At 70.0% G+C, this 14,044-nt stretch carries 13 protein-coding genes; 11 read left to right on the forward strand and 2 right to left on the reverse strand.

What is annotated here, in order from left to right; genetic code table 11:
* The first annotated feature begins 239 nt into the window (after window positions 1–239).
* The 4 genes from AB0I43_RS26280 (at window position 240) to AB0I43_RS26295 (ending at window position 5,387) form a co-directional block, all read left to right on the forward strand.
* On the forward strand, window positions 240–947 hold the full coding sequence (locus tag AB0I43_RS26280) for a ParA family protein (protein ID WP_356975195.1): 708 nt from the start codon (window positions 240–242) through the stop codon (window positions 945–947).
* Entirely contained in the window at window positions 947–1,846 is a 900-nt protein-coding gene (locus tag AB0I43_RS26285; protein ID WP_357432744.1) for a ParB N-terminal domain-containing protein, read from the forward strand. Before AB0I43_RS26280 ends, AB0I43_RS26285 begins: the two co-directional genes overlap by 1 nt.
* A 135-nt stretch (window positions 1,847–1,981) precedes the next feature.
* Window positions 1,982–4,315 (forward strand): galactose oxidase early set domain-containing protein, encoded by a 2,334-nt coding sequence (locus AB0I43_RS26290; RefSeq protein ID WP_356975192.1) that lies wholly within the window; start codon window positions 1,982–1,984, stop codon window positions 4,313–4,315.
* Window positions 4,316–4,376: 61 nt separating this feature from the next.
* Window positions 4,377–5,387 (forward strand): adenylate/guanylate cyclase domain-containing protein, encoded by a 1,011-nt coding sequence (locus AB0I43_RS26295; RefSeq protein WP_356975191.1) that lies wholly within the window; start codon window positions 4,377–4,379, stop codon window positions 5,385–5,387.
* On the opposite strand, the gene AB0I43_RS26300 is transcribed toward AB0I43_RS26295, so the two are convergent.
* Window positions 5,388–5,579: a hypothetical protein gene (locus AB0I43_RS26300; protein ID WP_356975189.1), complete on the reverse strand. Its 192-nt coding sequence runs from the start codon at window positions 5,577–5,579 to the stop codon at window positions 5,388–5,390. It abuts the gene before it with no gap.
* 123 nt (window positions 5,580–5,702) lie between these two features.
* Between AB0I43_RS26300 and AB0I43_RS26305 the strand changes: the two genes are divergently transcribed.
* On the forward strand, window positions 5,703–6,479 hold the full coding sequence (locus tag AB0I43_RS26305) for an RNA pseudouridine synthase (protein ID WP_356975187.1): 777 nt from the start codon (window positions 5,703–5,705) through the stop codon (window positions 6,477–6,479).
* A gap of 137 nt (window positions 6,480–6,616) precedes the next feature.
* Window positions 6,617–7,447, forward strand: a complete 831-nt coding sequence (locus AB0I43_RS26310; RefSeq protein WP_356975185.1) for a metallophosphoesterase — start codon at window positions 6,617–6,619, stop codon at window positions 7,445–7,447.
* A 7-nt stretch (window positions 7,448–7,454) separates the two neighbouring features.
* On the opposite strand, the gene AB0I43_RS26315 is transcribed toward AB0I43_RS26310, so the two are convergent.
* Window positions 7,455–8,540: an AraC family transcriptional regulator gene (locus AB0I43_RS26315; protein WP_356975183.1), complete on the reverse strand. Its 1,086-nt coding sequence runs from the start codon at window positions 8,538–8,540 to the stop codon at window positions 7,455–7,457.
* A gap of 107 nt (window positions 8,541–8,647) precedes the next feature.
* Here AB0I43_RS26315 and AB0I43_RS26320 point away from each other — a divergent pair, with 107 nt between their 5' ends.
* From AB0I43_RS26320 to AB0I43_RS26340, 5 genes are all read left to right on the forward strand, one after another.
* Entirely contained in the window at window positions 8,648–10,114 is a 1,467-nt protein-coding gene (locus AB0I43_RS26320; protein ID WP_356975181.1) for an NAD(P)/FAD-dependent oxidoreductase, read from the forward strand.
* A 44-nt stretch (window positions 10,115–10,158) separates the two neighbouring features.
* Window positions 10,159–12,204, forward strand: coding sequence for an ATP-binding cassette domain-containing protein (locus AB0I43_RS26325; protein WP_356975285.1), 2,046 nt, complete (start codon window positions 10,159–10,161; stop codon window positions 12,202–12,204).
* On the forward strand, window positions 12,201–12,938 hold the full coding sequence (locus tag AB0I43_RS26330; RefSeq protein WP_356975179.1) for an energy-coupling factor transporter transmembrane protein EcfT: 738 nt from the start codon (window positions 12,201–12,203) through the stop codon (window positions 12,936–12,938). Before AB0I43_RS26325 ends, AB0I43_RS26330 begins: the two co-directional genes overlap by 4 nt.
* 80 nt (window positions 12,939–13,018) lie before the next feature.
* Window positions 13,019–13,528 (forward strand): YbaB/EbfC family nucleoid-associated protein, encoded by a 510-nt coding sequence (locus AB0I43_RS26335; RefSeq protein WP_356975177.1) that lies wholly within the window; start codon window positions 13,019–13,021, stop codon window positions 13,526–13,528.
* Window positions 13,525–13,845, forward strand: coding sequence for a hypothetical protein (locus AB0I43_RS26340; protein WP_356975175.1), 321 nt, complete (start codon window positions 13,525–13,527; stop codon window positions 13,843–13,845). Before AB0I43_RS26335 ends, AB0I43_RS26340 begins: the two co-directional genes overlap by 4 nt.
* The last annotated feature ends 199 nt before the right edge of the window (window positions 13,846–14,044 follow it).

The raw sequence follows: 14,044 nt of genomic DNA on the forward strand, positions 1-14,044 counted from the left end.
CGCTCATTCGCACAGCTGTTCCATTACCCATATGACACTGATGTAATTCGTGCACCTAACGCAACACACGCGCGATTGGATAACAAACCGATAACTGTCTCCGAGTGTGCGCGTCATCCCCGGAGAAGAATCGGACCGGATTATCTTCGACAGCGCCGCATAATTTTCCGGCGGTACTCCCCCGAAATCCGAAGTAGCCCACGGCAGGTGGGTGAAGCACACGGAGGTGACCCACGCACATGGCGAATGCCGAAGTCGAACTGATATTGAATCAGAAAGGCGGAGTGGGCAAATCGACGCTGTCGATGAACCTGGCCGCCACCACCGCCGAGGTGCTCGCCGCCGCCCCGGACGAGCCGTCCCCGGTCGCGGTGGTCAGCATCGACCCGCAGGGCTCGGCCGCCTGGTGGGCCGAACGGATGAAGGTACTGCCGTTCCACATCGTGCAGACCGACGAGGATGTCGACGGCCTGCGCCGACTACGGGACCTGGACGGCATCCGGCAGGTCTTCGTGGACACGCCGGGCTGGATGGGGCACGAGGGCACCAGCGAGGACCCGCTGCACGGGCTGGCCTACGCCGACGCCCTGCACGCCGCGCTGGACTCGGCCACGCACGTGCTGGTCCCGCTCGAGCCCGAGCCGCTGAGTTTCGATCCGACGGCCCGCACCATCGAAACGCTGATCAAACCGCGCGGGCTGGATTACCTGGTGGTCATCAACAATTGGGATCCGCGCGACGGCGACGTCGATCTGGAGCAGACCAAAGCCTTCGCGAAGGCGAACGAATGGCCGCTGGCCAATACCGTGGTGCGCCATTACAAGGTGCACACCCGCGCGTCCGCGGAAGGGGTTGTGGTGACGCAATATCCGAAGAACCGGGTCTCACTGGAATGCCGCCAGGATTTCGCGCGGCTGGCGCTGGAACTCAAGGCGGGTGGACGCTGATGGCACGCGGCAAGCGCACCGATCTGGCCTCGCTGGTGCACTCGACCGGAATCAATTCGGTGGTGGACGGCAAAGAGGCGGTACCGGATCCGGCCAATCCGCCGCGCTGGGCGGCGGCGGTGCTGAATTCGGCGGCCCTGACCGCGGCGCCGCTGACGGATCTGGTCGCCAACCCGCGCAATCCGCGCGACGGCGAGCAGAATCTGGAAGATCTGGAATCGATCGCCGAGATCCAGTTGCAGCCGGCGCTGGTGGTCACGCGCGCGGCCTATCTGAAGCTGTGGCCCGAAGACGCGGGGGAGTTGGGCACGGCGAAACTGGTCGTCGTCAACGGCTGTCGCCGGCTGGCGGCCGCGCAGAAGTACGGGCGCGAAACCCTGGAGCTGGTCGTCAAGGACGAGGTCGCCGTCAGCCGGGCGGCGCTGCGCATCGCGGCCATCCGGGAGAACGTGGAGCGGGAGAACCTCGACGTGATCGAGGAGGCTCGGGCGGTGGAGGATCTGGTCGCCGACTGCGGCACCGGCGCGGCCGCGGCGGTGGCGCTGGGCAAGACCGAGGCCTGGGTGTCCCAGCGGCGCGCGCTGCTCAAGCTGGCGCCGCAGTTGCAGCAGAAGCTGCGGGCGGGCGAACTGGCGATCCGGGTGGCGCGCAGCCTGGCGCAGGTGCCGATGGCCGAGCAGGTGGCGCGCTGGCAGGCGACGCTGGACAAGTCGGAGGACGCGCCGGGGGAGAAGAAGCCCGAGCGCAAACCGCCCGCGCCCGTCGGCATCGACGAGCTGACCAAGTCGTTCAAGAAGTGGGATGTCGGCGCGGCGACGCTGGCGCCGGCCCTGTTCGCCCATCTGGATCGCGCGGGCGTACACGCGCTGATCGCCGAACTGCGGCAACTGGTCTCGTAATCCGTTCGCCCGGATCGCCCTTCCCGCACGGGGAGGGCGATCGTCGTTTCCGCCTTAACCGCGGTTAAGGCGGACATCGGCGGACAACTGCTCGAAGTGCTGGCGAGATCATCGCCGGGCCACGAGTATGGAACCGTGGCAGGAGAATTCGTTCCCATCCCGGAGTGGTTCGCGGCCGAGAATCAGGATTGCGGTCTCGCTATCGGCGATGTGTCGGGCGACGGCGCCGACGATGTCGTGGTGCTGATGGTCGACGATCCAGCGGGCCAGAACGCCGGGGTGTATCGGGTGGGGTTCGCGCTGGCGGCCGACGGCACGGTGGCGCGCTGGGGTCCGTGGTTGCAGGTGCCGGATTGGTTCGGCTGGCAGAACCAGGGCGCGGGGATCGCGCTGGGCGATCTCAGCGGCAACGGGCGGCTGGATTTGGTCGTCTTCGTGGTCGACAATCCCCCCAATCAGAATCAGGGATATTTCAGAGTCGGCCGCGATCTGGCCGCCGACGGCACCGTCACCGGCGGCTGGACGCCCTGGCAGCCGGTGCCGGACTGGTTCGGCTGGGAGAATCAGGGCGCCGACATCGCCCTCACCCGCCTCGACGGACAACCGACGCTGGTGGTGCTCACCGTCGACAACCCGCCGGGCCAGAACAGCGGCCAGTTCCGGCTGGCCAAAGGCTTGACCGCCGAGGGCACGGTGGCCGAGTGGACACCCTGGGTCGCGGTGCCGGATTGGTACGGCTTCGAGAACCAGGGCGCCGGAATCACCGTGGCGGACAATCCGCTGGGCGACGGCCGTCCCGCCCTGCTGGTGTTCGCGGTGGACAATCCCGGCGGCGTGAACTCCGGCGTCTACACCATCGGCTGGGGCCTGGACGGCACCGGGCATTGCCTGGACGGCTGGAGCGCCTGGACCGTGCTGCCCTGGGGATTCCACGAAAACCAAGGCGCCGCCGTGGCTTTGCGGCCCACCGGCGGCATCCCGGAACTCGTCCTCTGTGCCATCGACAATCCGCCCGGACTCAACGCGGGCTATCTCCAGGTGCTGGAGATACAGACCGATCTGGACCACGCCGCGCACATGGGCCTGTGGCGGATCCTCGATTTCGGGACCGAGATCAACCCGGTGCACGCCGCCCTGCTGCACACCGGCGACGTGCTGTTCTTCGCGGGCTCCGGCAACGATCCCGACCAGCACGCCGCGCACCAGTTCCGCACCCGCGTATGGCATTACCCGCGCCCCGGCTTCGACGCGCCGGATACGCCCATCGATCTGTTCTGCGTCGGGCAGACCATGCTGCCGGACGGCAAGCTGCTCGCCGCGGGCGGCACCGAGCGCTACGACCCGTTCTACGGCCTGAAGGACACGCTGCTCTTCGATCCGATCGCGCTCACTTGGAATCGTTTGCCGGACATGGCATTCGGACGCTGGTACCCGTCGCTGATCACGCTGCCCGACGGCAACGCCGTGGCGGTGTCCGGGCTCGGCGCCGACAACTTCCTCTCGGTGGTCCCCGAGCTGTTCGACCGCGCCAGTGGCACCTGGAGCCCGCTGCCCGTGCCCGGCCCGATCCCGATGTACGGCCATCTGGTCCTGCTGACCGGCGGCCGGGTGTTCTACACCGGCGGCCAGTACGGCGGGAACAACGGCATGCGCCCGAGCATCTGGGATCCGGGAACCGGAAACGTCCGGGAGGTGCCGGGTTTGGCCGATCCGGGCTCACGCAATCAGGCCGCGAGCGTACTGCTGCCGCCCGCGCAGGAGCAGAAGGTGATGATCCTCGGCGGCGGTGGCTTCGATATGCACAGTCCCGCACCGGCTTTGGCCGACACGCGTATCGTAGATTTGAAAGCGCCTGTCCCCGTGTATGTTCCGGGTCCACCGATGGATCACGCGCGCATGCATCTGTGCGCGGTGCTGCTGCCCGACCGCACGGTGCTCGCCACCGGCGGCTCGGGCATGGAGGAGATGGCGCACGCGGCACCGCCGCACGCGGAGATCTTCGATCCCGCGCACGGCACCTGGATGCACACCGGGCCCTGCCGCGTCGCCCGGCTCTACCATTCGGTCGCGCTGCTCACCCCCGACGGCAAAGTGGTCACCGCGGGTTCCAATCCGGCGCGCAAGACCGAGGAGTTGCGGATCGAAATCTATTGGCCGCCTTATCTTTTCCAGGGCGCTCGGCCGCAGTTGACGCTGTCCGGCGACACCGCCGGCTACGGGAGCACCCTCGCCGCGTCGGTCACCGGCCCGATTCGCGAGGTCAACCTGGTCCGCCCCGGCGCGACCACACACTCCGCCGACAACGAGCAGCGCCTGGTCGACGTCGAGTTCACCGGCACCGCACCCGATTCGATCGCCCTCACGCTGCCCGCCGACCCGGCGCTGGCGCCGCCGGGCTGGTACCTGGTGTTCGCGGTCGGCACGAATGGGGTGCCCTCGGTCGGCGAATGGTTGCGACTGGACCTGTGAGGTGCCCCCACGCGCCCTCGATCACAGCGTCGGGTCACCGGCGGGCCGTAAGGTGACGATCATGGAGGACAAGCAGATGGCGGAGCTGGTCCAGCAGGTGGTGGAGTCCTACCTGCTGGACGGCGCGCGCCGCTACAACCGGCGCGAGGTGGCTGAAAGGTCCGGCGTGCCGACCGAGGTGTCCAAGCGGCTGTGGACAGCGCTCGGCTTCCCTGCCAATCCCGACGACGAAGCGGTCGAGTACACGGCCGCCGACATCGAGGCCGTGCGTGATTTCCGCGGCCTGGGCGTAGTCGCGGCGGCCGACGTGCGCCAGCAGGCGGCGGCCGCCCGCACGCTGGGCCAGAGCATGGCCCGGCTGGCGGAATGGCAGGCCGACCTGGTGCTGTCGGAGATCGTGAACCGGATCACCCAGGCCGCGCACAGCGGCGAGGAGACCGACCTGGCCGAGACCGCCCGGGCCGCCACCGAGGCCACCGTCGCGGTCCTGCAGGACTTGCAGACCTACGCCTGGCGGCGGCATCTGGCCGCCGCGCTGGCACGCTCCATCGACGGCAGCACCCCGGCCGAGGATTCCACCCGCGCGCTGGCGATCGGCTTCGCCGACATGGTCGGCTACACCCGCCTCACCCGCCATCTGCACCCGGACGAGTTGTCGATGCTGCTGGAGGCGTTCGAATCCACGACGACCGCCGCGATCACCGACAACGGCGGCTGGGTCATCAAGAACGTGGGCGACGAGGTCATGTTCGCGGCGGAGACGGCCGCCGCGGCCGCGCGGATCGCACTCGCCATCCAGGAGTCCACCATGATGGTCGGCGGCACCCCCGACCTGCGGGTGGCACTGGCCTACGGCCCGGTCCTGCAACGCTTCGGCGATCTGTACGGCTCGGTGGTGAACACGGCCTCGCGGCTCACCGGCGTAGCGCGGCCCGGCACCATCCTGATCGATGACGGCGCCGCCGCGGCGCTGGCCGGTGAGCCCGAGTTCGACATCCGGCACCTGCGCAGTGTGCGGGTCCGCGGCTTCAACCGCCTGCGGCCGCACGTGCTGCGCGACAAGAACGGCTGATCAGTCGGGCTTCTTGCGCGGCATCATGCTGGGCTTCGGGCGGGCGCTCGCACCGGACGGCCGCTGGCCAGGGTCCTTCTTCGGCGCGTCCTTCTCCCCCACTCCGCTGTATTTACCCGCCCCGCCGGCTTCGCCGTCTGCCATCCCCCTGGCGGCCTGCTTCCTCCCCGCTTCGGTCTCGCTACTGCTCATGCTGTCTCCTACTCGCGGCCGAGACGATGTCCCGGGATTCGGAAAAGCGGGCAGGGCCAGAATATGTCCGCTCCGGCGCGCAGTCAGGCATTTCCGCCGCCCGATTAGGCTCACCGGGTGGAGATGAACTGGCCAGAGCTGCGCGAACGGTACCTCGTCGAGCAGGACGCGGCGATCCTCGCGCTGAACAAGCCCGCGGGGATCTCGGTCACCGGCGAGCGGCACGACACGGATCTGGTCGAATTGGCCGCCGCGGCGGGCGAGACCCTGTACCCGGTGCACCGCATCGACAAGGTGACCTCGGGGCTGATCCTGCTGGCCCGCGAACTCGGAGCGCACGGGCAGCTCACCCGGCAGTTCAACAAGCAGACCGCGGACAAGGCCTACCTGGCGATCGTGTCGGCGCCCGATCTGCCCGACCGCGGCGTGCTCGATCTGCCGCTGAGCGTCGGACGCAAGAACCGGGTGCGGATCGCGGCGCCGCGCGAGGCCATCCGCGAATCGGGTTCGGGCCGTTGGTATGTCGACGACACGGACCTGCTGGCAGGCAAGAACTATCCGTCGCTGACGCACTTCGCGACGCTGGCGCGCACGACCGAGCACGCGGTGCTGGCCCTGCGCCCGGTCACCGGGCGGCGACACCAGTTGCGGGTGCACCTGGCCTGGATCGGCCATCCGATCGTGGGCGATCCGCTCTTCGACAAGTCCGGCGCGCATCCGCGCACGCACCTGCACTCCTGGCGGCTCGGGCTGAGCGCGCCTTGGCGCACCCCGCCGGAGCTGGCGCTGGAAGCCGTGCCCGGTCCGGATTTCTGGCAACCGGCCGGCCTCGACCCCGCGCCGATCCTGGCGGCGGCGAACGCGGTGGCGGCCGCGTGGGCGCAGCACCCCGGGGTGTGAGCGTCGTCACGGTCCGGCTATCCGGAAGCAACGGGTGTCCAGCCTCATGACGACGGATAATGCGCAGGTCACTTAGCCTGAAGAGGCGCCCCGCGGGCGCACTCTGAACGCAATGGAGCGATCCCCAGAGAAAGCGGATGCCGATGATCCTGGTGGCTCAGGTCAGCGATACACACTTCGATCTCGGCGCCCGCAACGCCGAACGCGCCCAGCGCGTGATGGGATTCCTGGGCGCCCTGCGGCACCGGCCCAACGCGGTGCTCTGCACCGGCGACGTCACCGATTCCGGCCGCCCGCAGCAGTACGCGCAGGCCGCGGCCACCCTGCGCTCGGAGATTCCGCTGCACTTCCTGCCCGGCAATCACGACGACCGCGGGGCCTTCCGCACCGGCCTGCTCGGCGAGCCCGCGGCGACCACGCCGATCAACCAGGTCGCCTGGATCACCGACGGTACCTCGGCCGCGGGAGTGACTGTGGCACTGCTGGATTCGTCGATCCCCGGCGAGGCCGGCGGACGGATCGCCCCGGAGACCTACGACTGGCTGGCCGAGGTGCTGCGCGGCGCGCCGGAGCAGCACCCGATCCTGCTGGCGCTGCACCACCCGCCCGCACCGCTGTTCAGCCCGGTCGTCGACGTGATCGCGCTGGCCGACCCGGATCCGCTCGCCGAGATCGTCGCGAACGACGATCGCATCCTCGCGGTGCTGACCGGGCACGCGCACTCCGCGGCGGTCACCACCTTCGCGGGCAAACCGCTGCTGACCGCGCCGAGCACCGCCTCGGTGCTGGGCGGCGAGTGGGAACTCGAATTGCCGGACCACGTCATGGATTACGCGCCCGATCCCGCAATCGCCCTGCACGTGATCGAAAACGGGCGCATCACCACGCATTTCCGCCCGGTGCCGATGAACGGGCGGGTGAGCGTGCTGGCCACCGAGCCGACGCCGCATCCGACGCTTCAGGTCTGAGCGCGGCTCAGCGGGCCAGGGCGCGCTCCCGGCGGAACACGGCCGGGGTGCTGCCGGTCCAGCGCTTGAACGCGTAGATGAACGTGGAGGATTCGGCGTAGCCGAGCCGGATCGCCACGTCGCTGACCGACAGCGGTGTGGCGGTGAGCATTTCCTCGGCGAGGGCGCGGCGCACCTCGTCCAGCAGCGCGCGGTAGCTGGTGCCCGCCGCGTCCAGGTGGCGGCGCAGCGTGCGCGTGCTCATGTTGAGATCGCTTGCCACGGTGTCGATTCCGGGCGGGGCGCAGAATCCGTCGGCGCCGCCGGGCACCAGCAGCTCGCGCACCTGCGCCGCGATGCCGGTGCGGGCGCGGCGGCGATCCACCAGCTCGCGGCACTGCGTCAGGCACATCGCCCAGGTGTGCTCGTTGGCCTGGGGCAGCGGCTGTTCCAGCACCGCCGGGTCGAGCGCGAACAGATTGTGCGGCCGCCCGAACCGCGGCGGCACCCCGGTGACCTCCTGGATCCGATCGGCGTACTCCGGTTCGGGGAAACGGAATTCGGCCCGGGTCAGCGGCAGCTGCTCTCCCAGCAGATCGCTCATCACCTGCTGCATCGCGGTCACGTCGCGCTCGATCAGGAACTGCCGCACGTCGGCGGGTACCGCCTCGTCGTGCACGAAGGCGACGAATTCCCCCGCGCTCCACTCGGCGACCGGCAGGCAGAAGGTGAAGCTCAGCTCCAGGAAGCGCAGCGCGAAGGTGATGGCCTCGCCCAGCGTCGGGCTGCTGACGCAGGCGAAACCGAAGATCCCGAAGGTGGTGATGCGGTAGCGGCGGCCCACCTCCACGCCCAGCGCCGGCCGGTCGCCGAGTTCGCGCACCAGGTTGCGGACGACCGCGAGTTCGAGGTGCGCGTCGATCTGGGCGTCGGGATCGTGCAGCGTCTGCTCGTGCAGCCCGGTGCCGCCGAGCAGGCGCGCCACCGGCACCCCGCGCTCCCCCGCGTAGCCCACCATCAGCGCGACGCTCGCGATGCCGCGCGGGAAATTCCAATCCCGGATGCCCGGATCGACGACCCGCTGCGGGTCGGCGGGCACGGAAGCTGCGGGCATGCGACCCATTATGGCCGAATTTGTCGATCGGGCCGGTGCCCGGCCCCTACAGTGGAGGCAGAGTCTGTGTGCACGGTCACAGACCGCAGGGCGGCAGGCAGCAGGACATGGCACAGGACAACAGCCCCTCGATCATCGTCATCGGCGCCGGCTTCGGCGGCATCGGCACCGCGATCGAGCTGCGGCGCAGCGGCTTTCATGACATCACCATCCTGGAGCGGGCCGCCGACCTCGGCGGGGTCTGGCGGGAGAACGTCTACCCGGGCGCCGCCTGCGACGTGCCGTCACCGCTCTACTCCTTCTCCTTCGAGCCGAAGCCGGATTGGCCGCAGCGCTACTCGGGCCGCCGCGCCATCCACGACTATCTGCGCGGGGTCGCCCGGCGCCACGATCTGCTCGCGGCCATCGTCTTCGACGCCGAGGTCACCGCCGCCGAGTTCGACGAGGCGGCCGCCGGCTGGACCGTGCGCACCGCCGACGGCGGCGTGCGCACCTGCGACGTCCTGATCTCCGCCGTCGGCCAGCTCTCGCGGCCCGCGCTGCCCGCCATCCCCGGTGTGGACACCTTCGCGGGACCGGCCTTCCATTCCGCCGAGTGGGACGACAGCGTCGAGCTCGCCGGTAAGCGGGTCGCCTGCATCGGCACCGGCGCCAGTGCCATCCAGTACATCCCGGAAATCCAGCCGGAGGTCGCCCGGCTCACGCTGTTCCAGCGCACCCCGGCCTGGGTGATCCCCAAATTCGACACCGACTACTCGCCCGTCCAGCACCGGCTCTTCGCCCGGCTGCCCGGCGTCCTGCTCGCCGAGCGCTTCGGCTGGTGGGCGATCGCGGAATTCGTCTCCCTGGGCCTGGTCGAGTTCCCCGCGATCGCGCGGCTGGTGGCGGCGCTGGCCGGCCGGCACCTGCGCAAGCAGGTGGCCGACCCGGCCCTGCGCGCCAAACTGACCCCGGACTATCCGATCGGCTGCAAGCGCGGCCTGTTCTCCAACGACTACTACCCCGCGCTGACCCAGCCCAACGTGCACGTCGAGACGGGCGCCATCACCGAGATCACCCCGGCGGGCGTGCGCACCGCCGACGGCACGCTGCACGAGGCCGACGTGCTGATCTACGGCACCGGCTTCAAGGGCACCGAATTCCTCTGGCCCATGCAGATCTTCGGCCGGGGCGGGCGCAAACTCGCCGATGCCTGGGCGGGCGGCGCGCACGCCTACTACGGCGTCGCGGTGCCGGATTTCCCGAATCTGTTCCTGGTCTACGGCCCGAACACCAACCTCGGCGTCGGCTCCATCATCTACATGATGGAGACCCAGGCCCGCTATATCCGGCAGGCGGTCACGCTGCTCGCGGCCCGGCCCGGCCATTTCCTCGCGGTCCGCCCCGAGCTGGAGGAGGAGTTCAACACCGCCCTGCAGCAGCGGCTGGCCCGCACGCCCTGGAACTTCTGCACCAGCTGGTACCGCAACGCGGCCGGGCGCATCACCAACAATTGGCCTGGTTCGCAGACCAGTTACCGCCGCCGCCTGCGCAAACTCGATCCCGGCGACTACACCCTCACTCGCGCTGCCTGAGGATCGGCCGGACACACTGGCAGACTTGTTCCGTGCCTGAGCTGATGACCGCGCCCCCGCCCGGCGCCTCCGAAACCGGCCCGCTGCGGCCGATCGAGCTGGCGACCGGGGCGGTGCTGGGCGGGGTCACGGTCGGGCTGGTCACCGTCGGCGCGGTGGTGCCGTTCGCCGCGGCGCTGCAATTGGTGGCCGCGGTGCCGATGGGCATGCTGGCGCACCGGTACCGGCTGCGGGCGGTGGCCACCACCGCGGTCGCGGCCACCCTGGTCACCTTCGTCGCGGCGGGCCTGATGCCGGCGATCGGCATTCTCGGCACCGCGACCATCGGCGGGATCATCGGCGGCGTGAAGCGGCGCGAGCGCGGTTTCGTCTCGGTGTTCGGGCTGGCGCTGCTGGCCGGGCTGGCCTGGGGCGTGTTCTCGGTCGTCATGCTGCTGGTCTTCACCCAGACCCGGATGCTGATCTTCCGTTCGCTGCGCGATACCGCCGCCGGCGTCGACCGCATCCTCGAACGCGCCCCCGCCGCGGCGCCCGTGGGCCAGGGCGTGGTCGACCTCACCGAGGCGGTGCTGCGCTCCTGGTGGCTCTACATCGGCCTCAGCGTCGCCGCCGGGGTGGTGGCGAGCGCGCTGGTGTCCTGGTTCGTGCTGGGTTCGGTGCTGGACCGGCTGGCCTGGCTGCCCAGCCACGATCGCCTGGACGCCCCCGCCGACGACCGGCCGATCGCGCCGCTGCCGGTCACGTTGCGCGCGGCCGGTTTCCGGTATCCCGGCGCTGCCTCCGACGCGTTGCGCGACATCGACCTGACGGTCGGCCTCGGCGAGTTCGTCGCGGTGGTCGGGCACAACGGTTCCGGCAAGTCGACACTGACCCGGCTGCTGGCCGGGCTGCCGCCGACCTCCGGCGAGGTGCGCCGGCCGGGGTCGGCCGGGCTGGGGCATCTGGGCGGCACGGCGCTGGTGTTGCAGCGGCCGGAGAGCCAGACGCTGGGCGTGCTGGTCGCCGACGACGTGGTGTGGGGCCTGCCGACGGAACTGGCCGGGCAGGTCGATGTCGACAGCCTGCTCGCGGAGGTGGGCCTGGCGGGCCTGGGCGGCAAGGAGACCGCGACGCTGTCCGGCGGTCAGCAGCAGCGGCTCGCGGTGGCGGCCGCGCTGGCCCGGCGCCCCGCGCTGCTCATCGCCGACGAAGCCACCTCCATGATCGATCCCGAGGGCCGCAAGGAATTGGTCACGCTGCTGGCCGATCTGCCCACGCGCCACCCGATGGCCGTGGTGCTGGTGACTCACCACGAGGCCGACGCGGCCGCCGCCGACCGGGTGGTGCACCTGGCCGCCGGGCGCGCGGTCGCGCACCTGCCCGCTTGGCCGCGCCCGGCGCGCGAGGCCCGGCGCCGCCCGATGGGCCCGCCGCTGCTGACGCTGCGCGAGGTCCACTACACCTACAACCGGCACACGCCGTGGGAGGCCGAGGCCCTGCACGGCATCGATCTGTCGGTGCGACGTGGCGAGGCGCTGCTCGTGGTGGGCGGCAACGGTTCCGGCAAGTCGACGCTCGCCTGGATCCTGGCCGGGCTGCTGACGCCGACCTCCGGCACGGCCGAATTGTCCGGCAAACCGGTCGACCGGCAGATCGGCCGGGTCCAGCTGGCTTTCCAGCATTCCCGGCTGCAACTGCAGAAGGAGACCGTCGGCGAGGAGATCGCGGACTGGGGCGGGCGCGCGAAGGGCTCGGGCGCGGCCGGGCGCGCGCTGGACGCGGTGAGCCTGGACCGCTACACCATCACCCACTCCATCGAGCGGCTCAGCGGCGGTCAGGCCAAACGGGTGGTGCTCGCGGCCATCGCGACCTGCCGTCCGGAGGTCGTGGTGCTGGACGAGCCGCTGGCCGGACTCGATCCCGGCGGTCGCGCCGACATCGTCGAATTGATCGCCCAGCTGCGCGATTCCGGCCTGACGCTGATCGTCATCTCGCACGACGTGGCCGACATGGCCGCGGTCTGCGACCGCACCGTCCGGCTCACGGCCGGACGGGTCCAGGACATCGATCCGGCGACGATCGCCGTGCGGCAGCCGGGAGGCCAGGCATGAGTATGGTGCTGTTCCGCCAGGTACCGGTGGCCAGTCCGGTGCACAGCCTCTGGGCGGGCACGAAGATGATCGCGGTCCTGCTGATCAGCGTGACGCTGATGTACCGGCCGTCCTGGCTGGTGCTCGGCATCATGATCGTGTTCCTGCTGCTGATCGGGTCCGCGGCGCGGCTGCCGCTGCGCACGGTGCCCCGGCTGCCGCTGGTGTTCTGGTGCTTGATCGCCGCGGGCGCGCTGCTCAACCTGCCGGTCGGGCTGAAATCGGTACTCGCCTTCCTCCAGCTCACCGTCTTCGGCCTGGTGCTGGTCGCGGCGTCGTTCGTCATCGCCTGGACCACGCCGATGGGTGAAATCGCCCCCGCCCTGGCGAAACTGGGCGCTCCGCTGCGGCGGCTGCGGCTGCCGGTGGACGAGTGGGCGGTGGTCGTGGCCCTGATGCTGCGCAGTCTGCCGCTGCTGCTCGACGAGATCCGGGTCCTGCGGGCGGCCCGCAAGCTGCGCCCCAAGGACCGGTTGCTGGAGCGGGCCGCCGACGCCGCGCTCATCGACATCCTCACCGCCGCCATGGCGGTGGCCACCCGGCGCGCCAGCGAGCTCGGCGAGGCCATCACCGCCCGGGGCGGCACCGGGCAGCTGACCGCGCGCCCCGGCGCGCCGACCCGGCGCGACGGGCTCGCGCTCGCCCTGGTGATCGCGGTCTGCGCCGGTGCGCTGCTGCTCGACTGGGTGTTCTGAGCGGCAGGCGGCAGACTGGAACCGGAAGCCGCTCCGCCGCGTCCAAAGAACTGACGGAGCACCAGCATGGGGAGGACATCATGGCCGACCAGGAGCGCGAAGCCCTGCGCGCCCGCAACGACGCACTGCGCGGCGAGGTGGATTCGCTGCTCGCCACCTTCGCCGAGCAGCAGCGCGAATTCGCCGCGGCGCAGGCGCGATTGGCGACGGCCACGGTGACGGCCTGGTCCTCCGACAATCTGATCCGGGTCACCGCCAATTCGGCCGGGGTGCCGCTCGAGGTGCACGTCGATCCGGAGGCGTTCAAGCGCAGCACCCCGCAGAAGCTGGGCCTGGCCATCACCGAGGCGACACAGGCGGCGGCCCGGCTGGCCGGCGAGGAGGCACAGCGCGCGTTCGGCTCGATCGAGCAGCTCGGCGCCGACATCCCCGACCTGCCCGATCTGGTGCCCGGCGCGCCCAGCATCAAGGATCTGGTCCGTTCGCTACTGCCGGAACCCGAAGCCGCACAGGCGGAACCGGGCGAGCTCGATCCCGAGGCCGAAGAAGAGTACTACCGCAATCGCAGCTACCTGGAGGGCGGGAAATGAGCACCCTGAAGGTCGATCCGGACGCGCTGAAGGCGACGAAGCCGGGCATCGCCACCGTGGCCGACAAGGTGCTCACCGCCATCAAGAACGTGCAGTCGGTCGTCGAGGCCGAGGGCGAATGCTGGGGCGCCGATGAGATCGGCGAGAACTTCGCCGCCAAATACGTCCCCGACGCCGAGTCCGGTCTGCAAGGCATCGAGTCGCTCAGCAAATGCGTGGAATCGCTCGCCGGCGGCGTCGACGCCATCGCGCTGGCGTTCCAGGCACAAGACGACACGAACGCGAAAGCGTTGGAAAAGGCGAAAAGTCAGATCTGAAATACTCGGTTTGCCCATCTGATTCTCGAATATTCCAAACCCGCTGGTATGCCCCCGATTCCGGGGTCCCGCACGGCTATGACACGGTAAATTCTTCTTCGGCGACACAGTTGCCTGGATCAGATCCGACCTGCAGGGCTTCGGGGGGAAGGATTTACGGCCCGCAGGGCGTTGGTAGGGCTTGCAAGAATCTGATGAA

It is taken from the genome of Nocardia sp. NPDC050435, from assembly GCF_040655395.1.
In the GTDB taxonomy this organism is placed as follows: domain Bacteria; phylum Actinomycetota; class Actinomycetes; order Mycobacteriales; family Mycobacteriaceae; genus Nocardia.

What these genes read in the sequence shown, in the direction of transcription:
- AB0I43_RS26280 (WP_356975195.1), top strand. Translation starts at nt 240, where the DNA reads ATGGCGAATGCCGAAGTCGAACTGATATTGAATCAGAAAGGCGGAGTG.
- AB0I43_RS26285 (WP_357432744.1), top strand. Translation starts at nt 947, where the DNA reads ATGGCACGCGGCAAGCGCACCGATCTGGCCTCGCTGGTGCACTCGACC.
- AB0I43_RS26295 (WP_356975191.1), top strand. Translation starts at nt 4,377, where the DNA reads ATGGAGGACAAGCAGATGGCGGAGCTGGTCCAGCAGGTGGTGGAGTCC.
- AB0I43_RS26300 (WP_356975189.1), bottom strand. Translation starts at nt 5,579, where the DNA reads ATGAGCAGTAGCGAGACCGAAGCGGGGAGGAAGCAGGCCGCCAGGGGG.
- AB0I43_RS26305 (WP_356975187.1), top strand. Translation starts at nt 5,703, where the DNA reads ATGAACTGGCCAGAGCTGCGCGAACGGTACCTCGTCGAGCAGGACGCG.
- AB0I43_RS26310 (WP_356975185.1), top strand. Translation starts at nt 6,617, where the DNA reads ATGCCGATGATCCTGGTGGCTCAGGTCAGCGATACACACTTCGATCTC.
- AB0I43_RS26315 (WP_356975183.1), bottom strand. Translation starts at nt 8,540, where the DNA reads ATGCCCGCAGCTTCCGTGCCCGCCGACCCGCAGCGGGTCGTCGATCCG.
- AB0I43_RS26320 (WP_356975181.1), top strand. Translation starts at nt 8,648, where the DNA reads ATGGCACAGGACAACAGCCCCTCGATCATCGTCATCGGCGCCGGCTTC.
- AB0I43_RS26325 (WP_356975285.1), top strand. Translation starts at nt 10,159, where the DNA reads ATGACCGCGCCCCCGCCCGGCGCCTCCGAAACCGGCCCGCTGCGGCCG.
- AB0I43_RS26330 (WP_356975179.1), top strand. Translation starts at nt 12,201, where the DNA reads ATGAGTATGGTGCTGTTCCGCCAGGTACCGGTGGCCAGTCCGGTGCAC.
- AB0I43_RS26335 (WP_356975177.1), top strand. Translation starts at nt 13,019, where the DNA reads ATGGCCGACCAGGAGCGCGAAGCCCTGCGCGCCCGCAACGACGCACTG.
- AB0I43_RS26340 (WP_356975175.1), top strand. Translation starts at nt 13,525, where the DNA reads ATGAGCACCCTGAAGGTCGATCCGGACGCGCTGAAGGCGACGAAGCCG.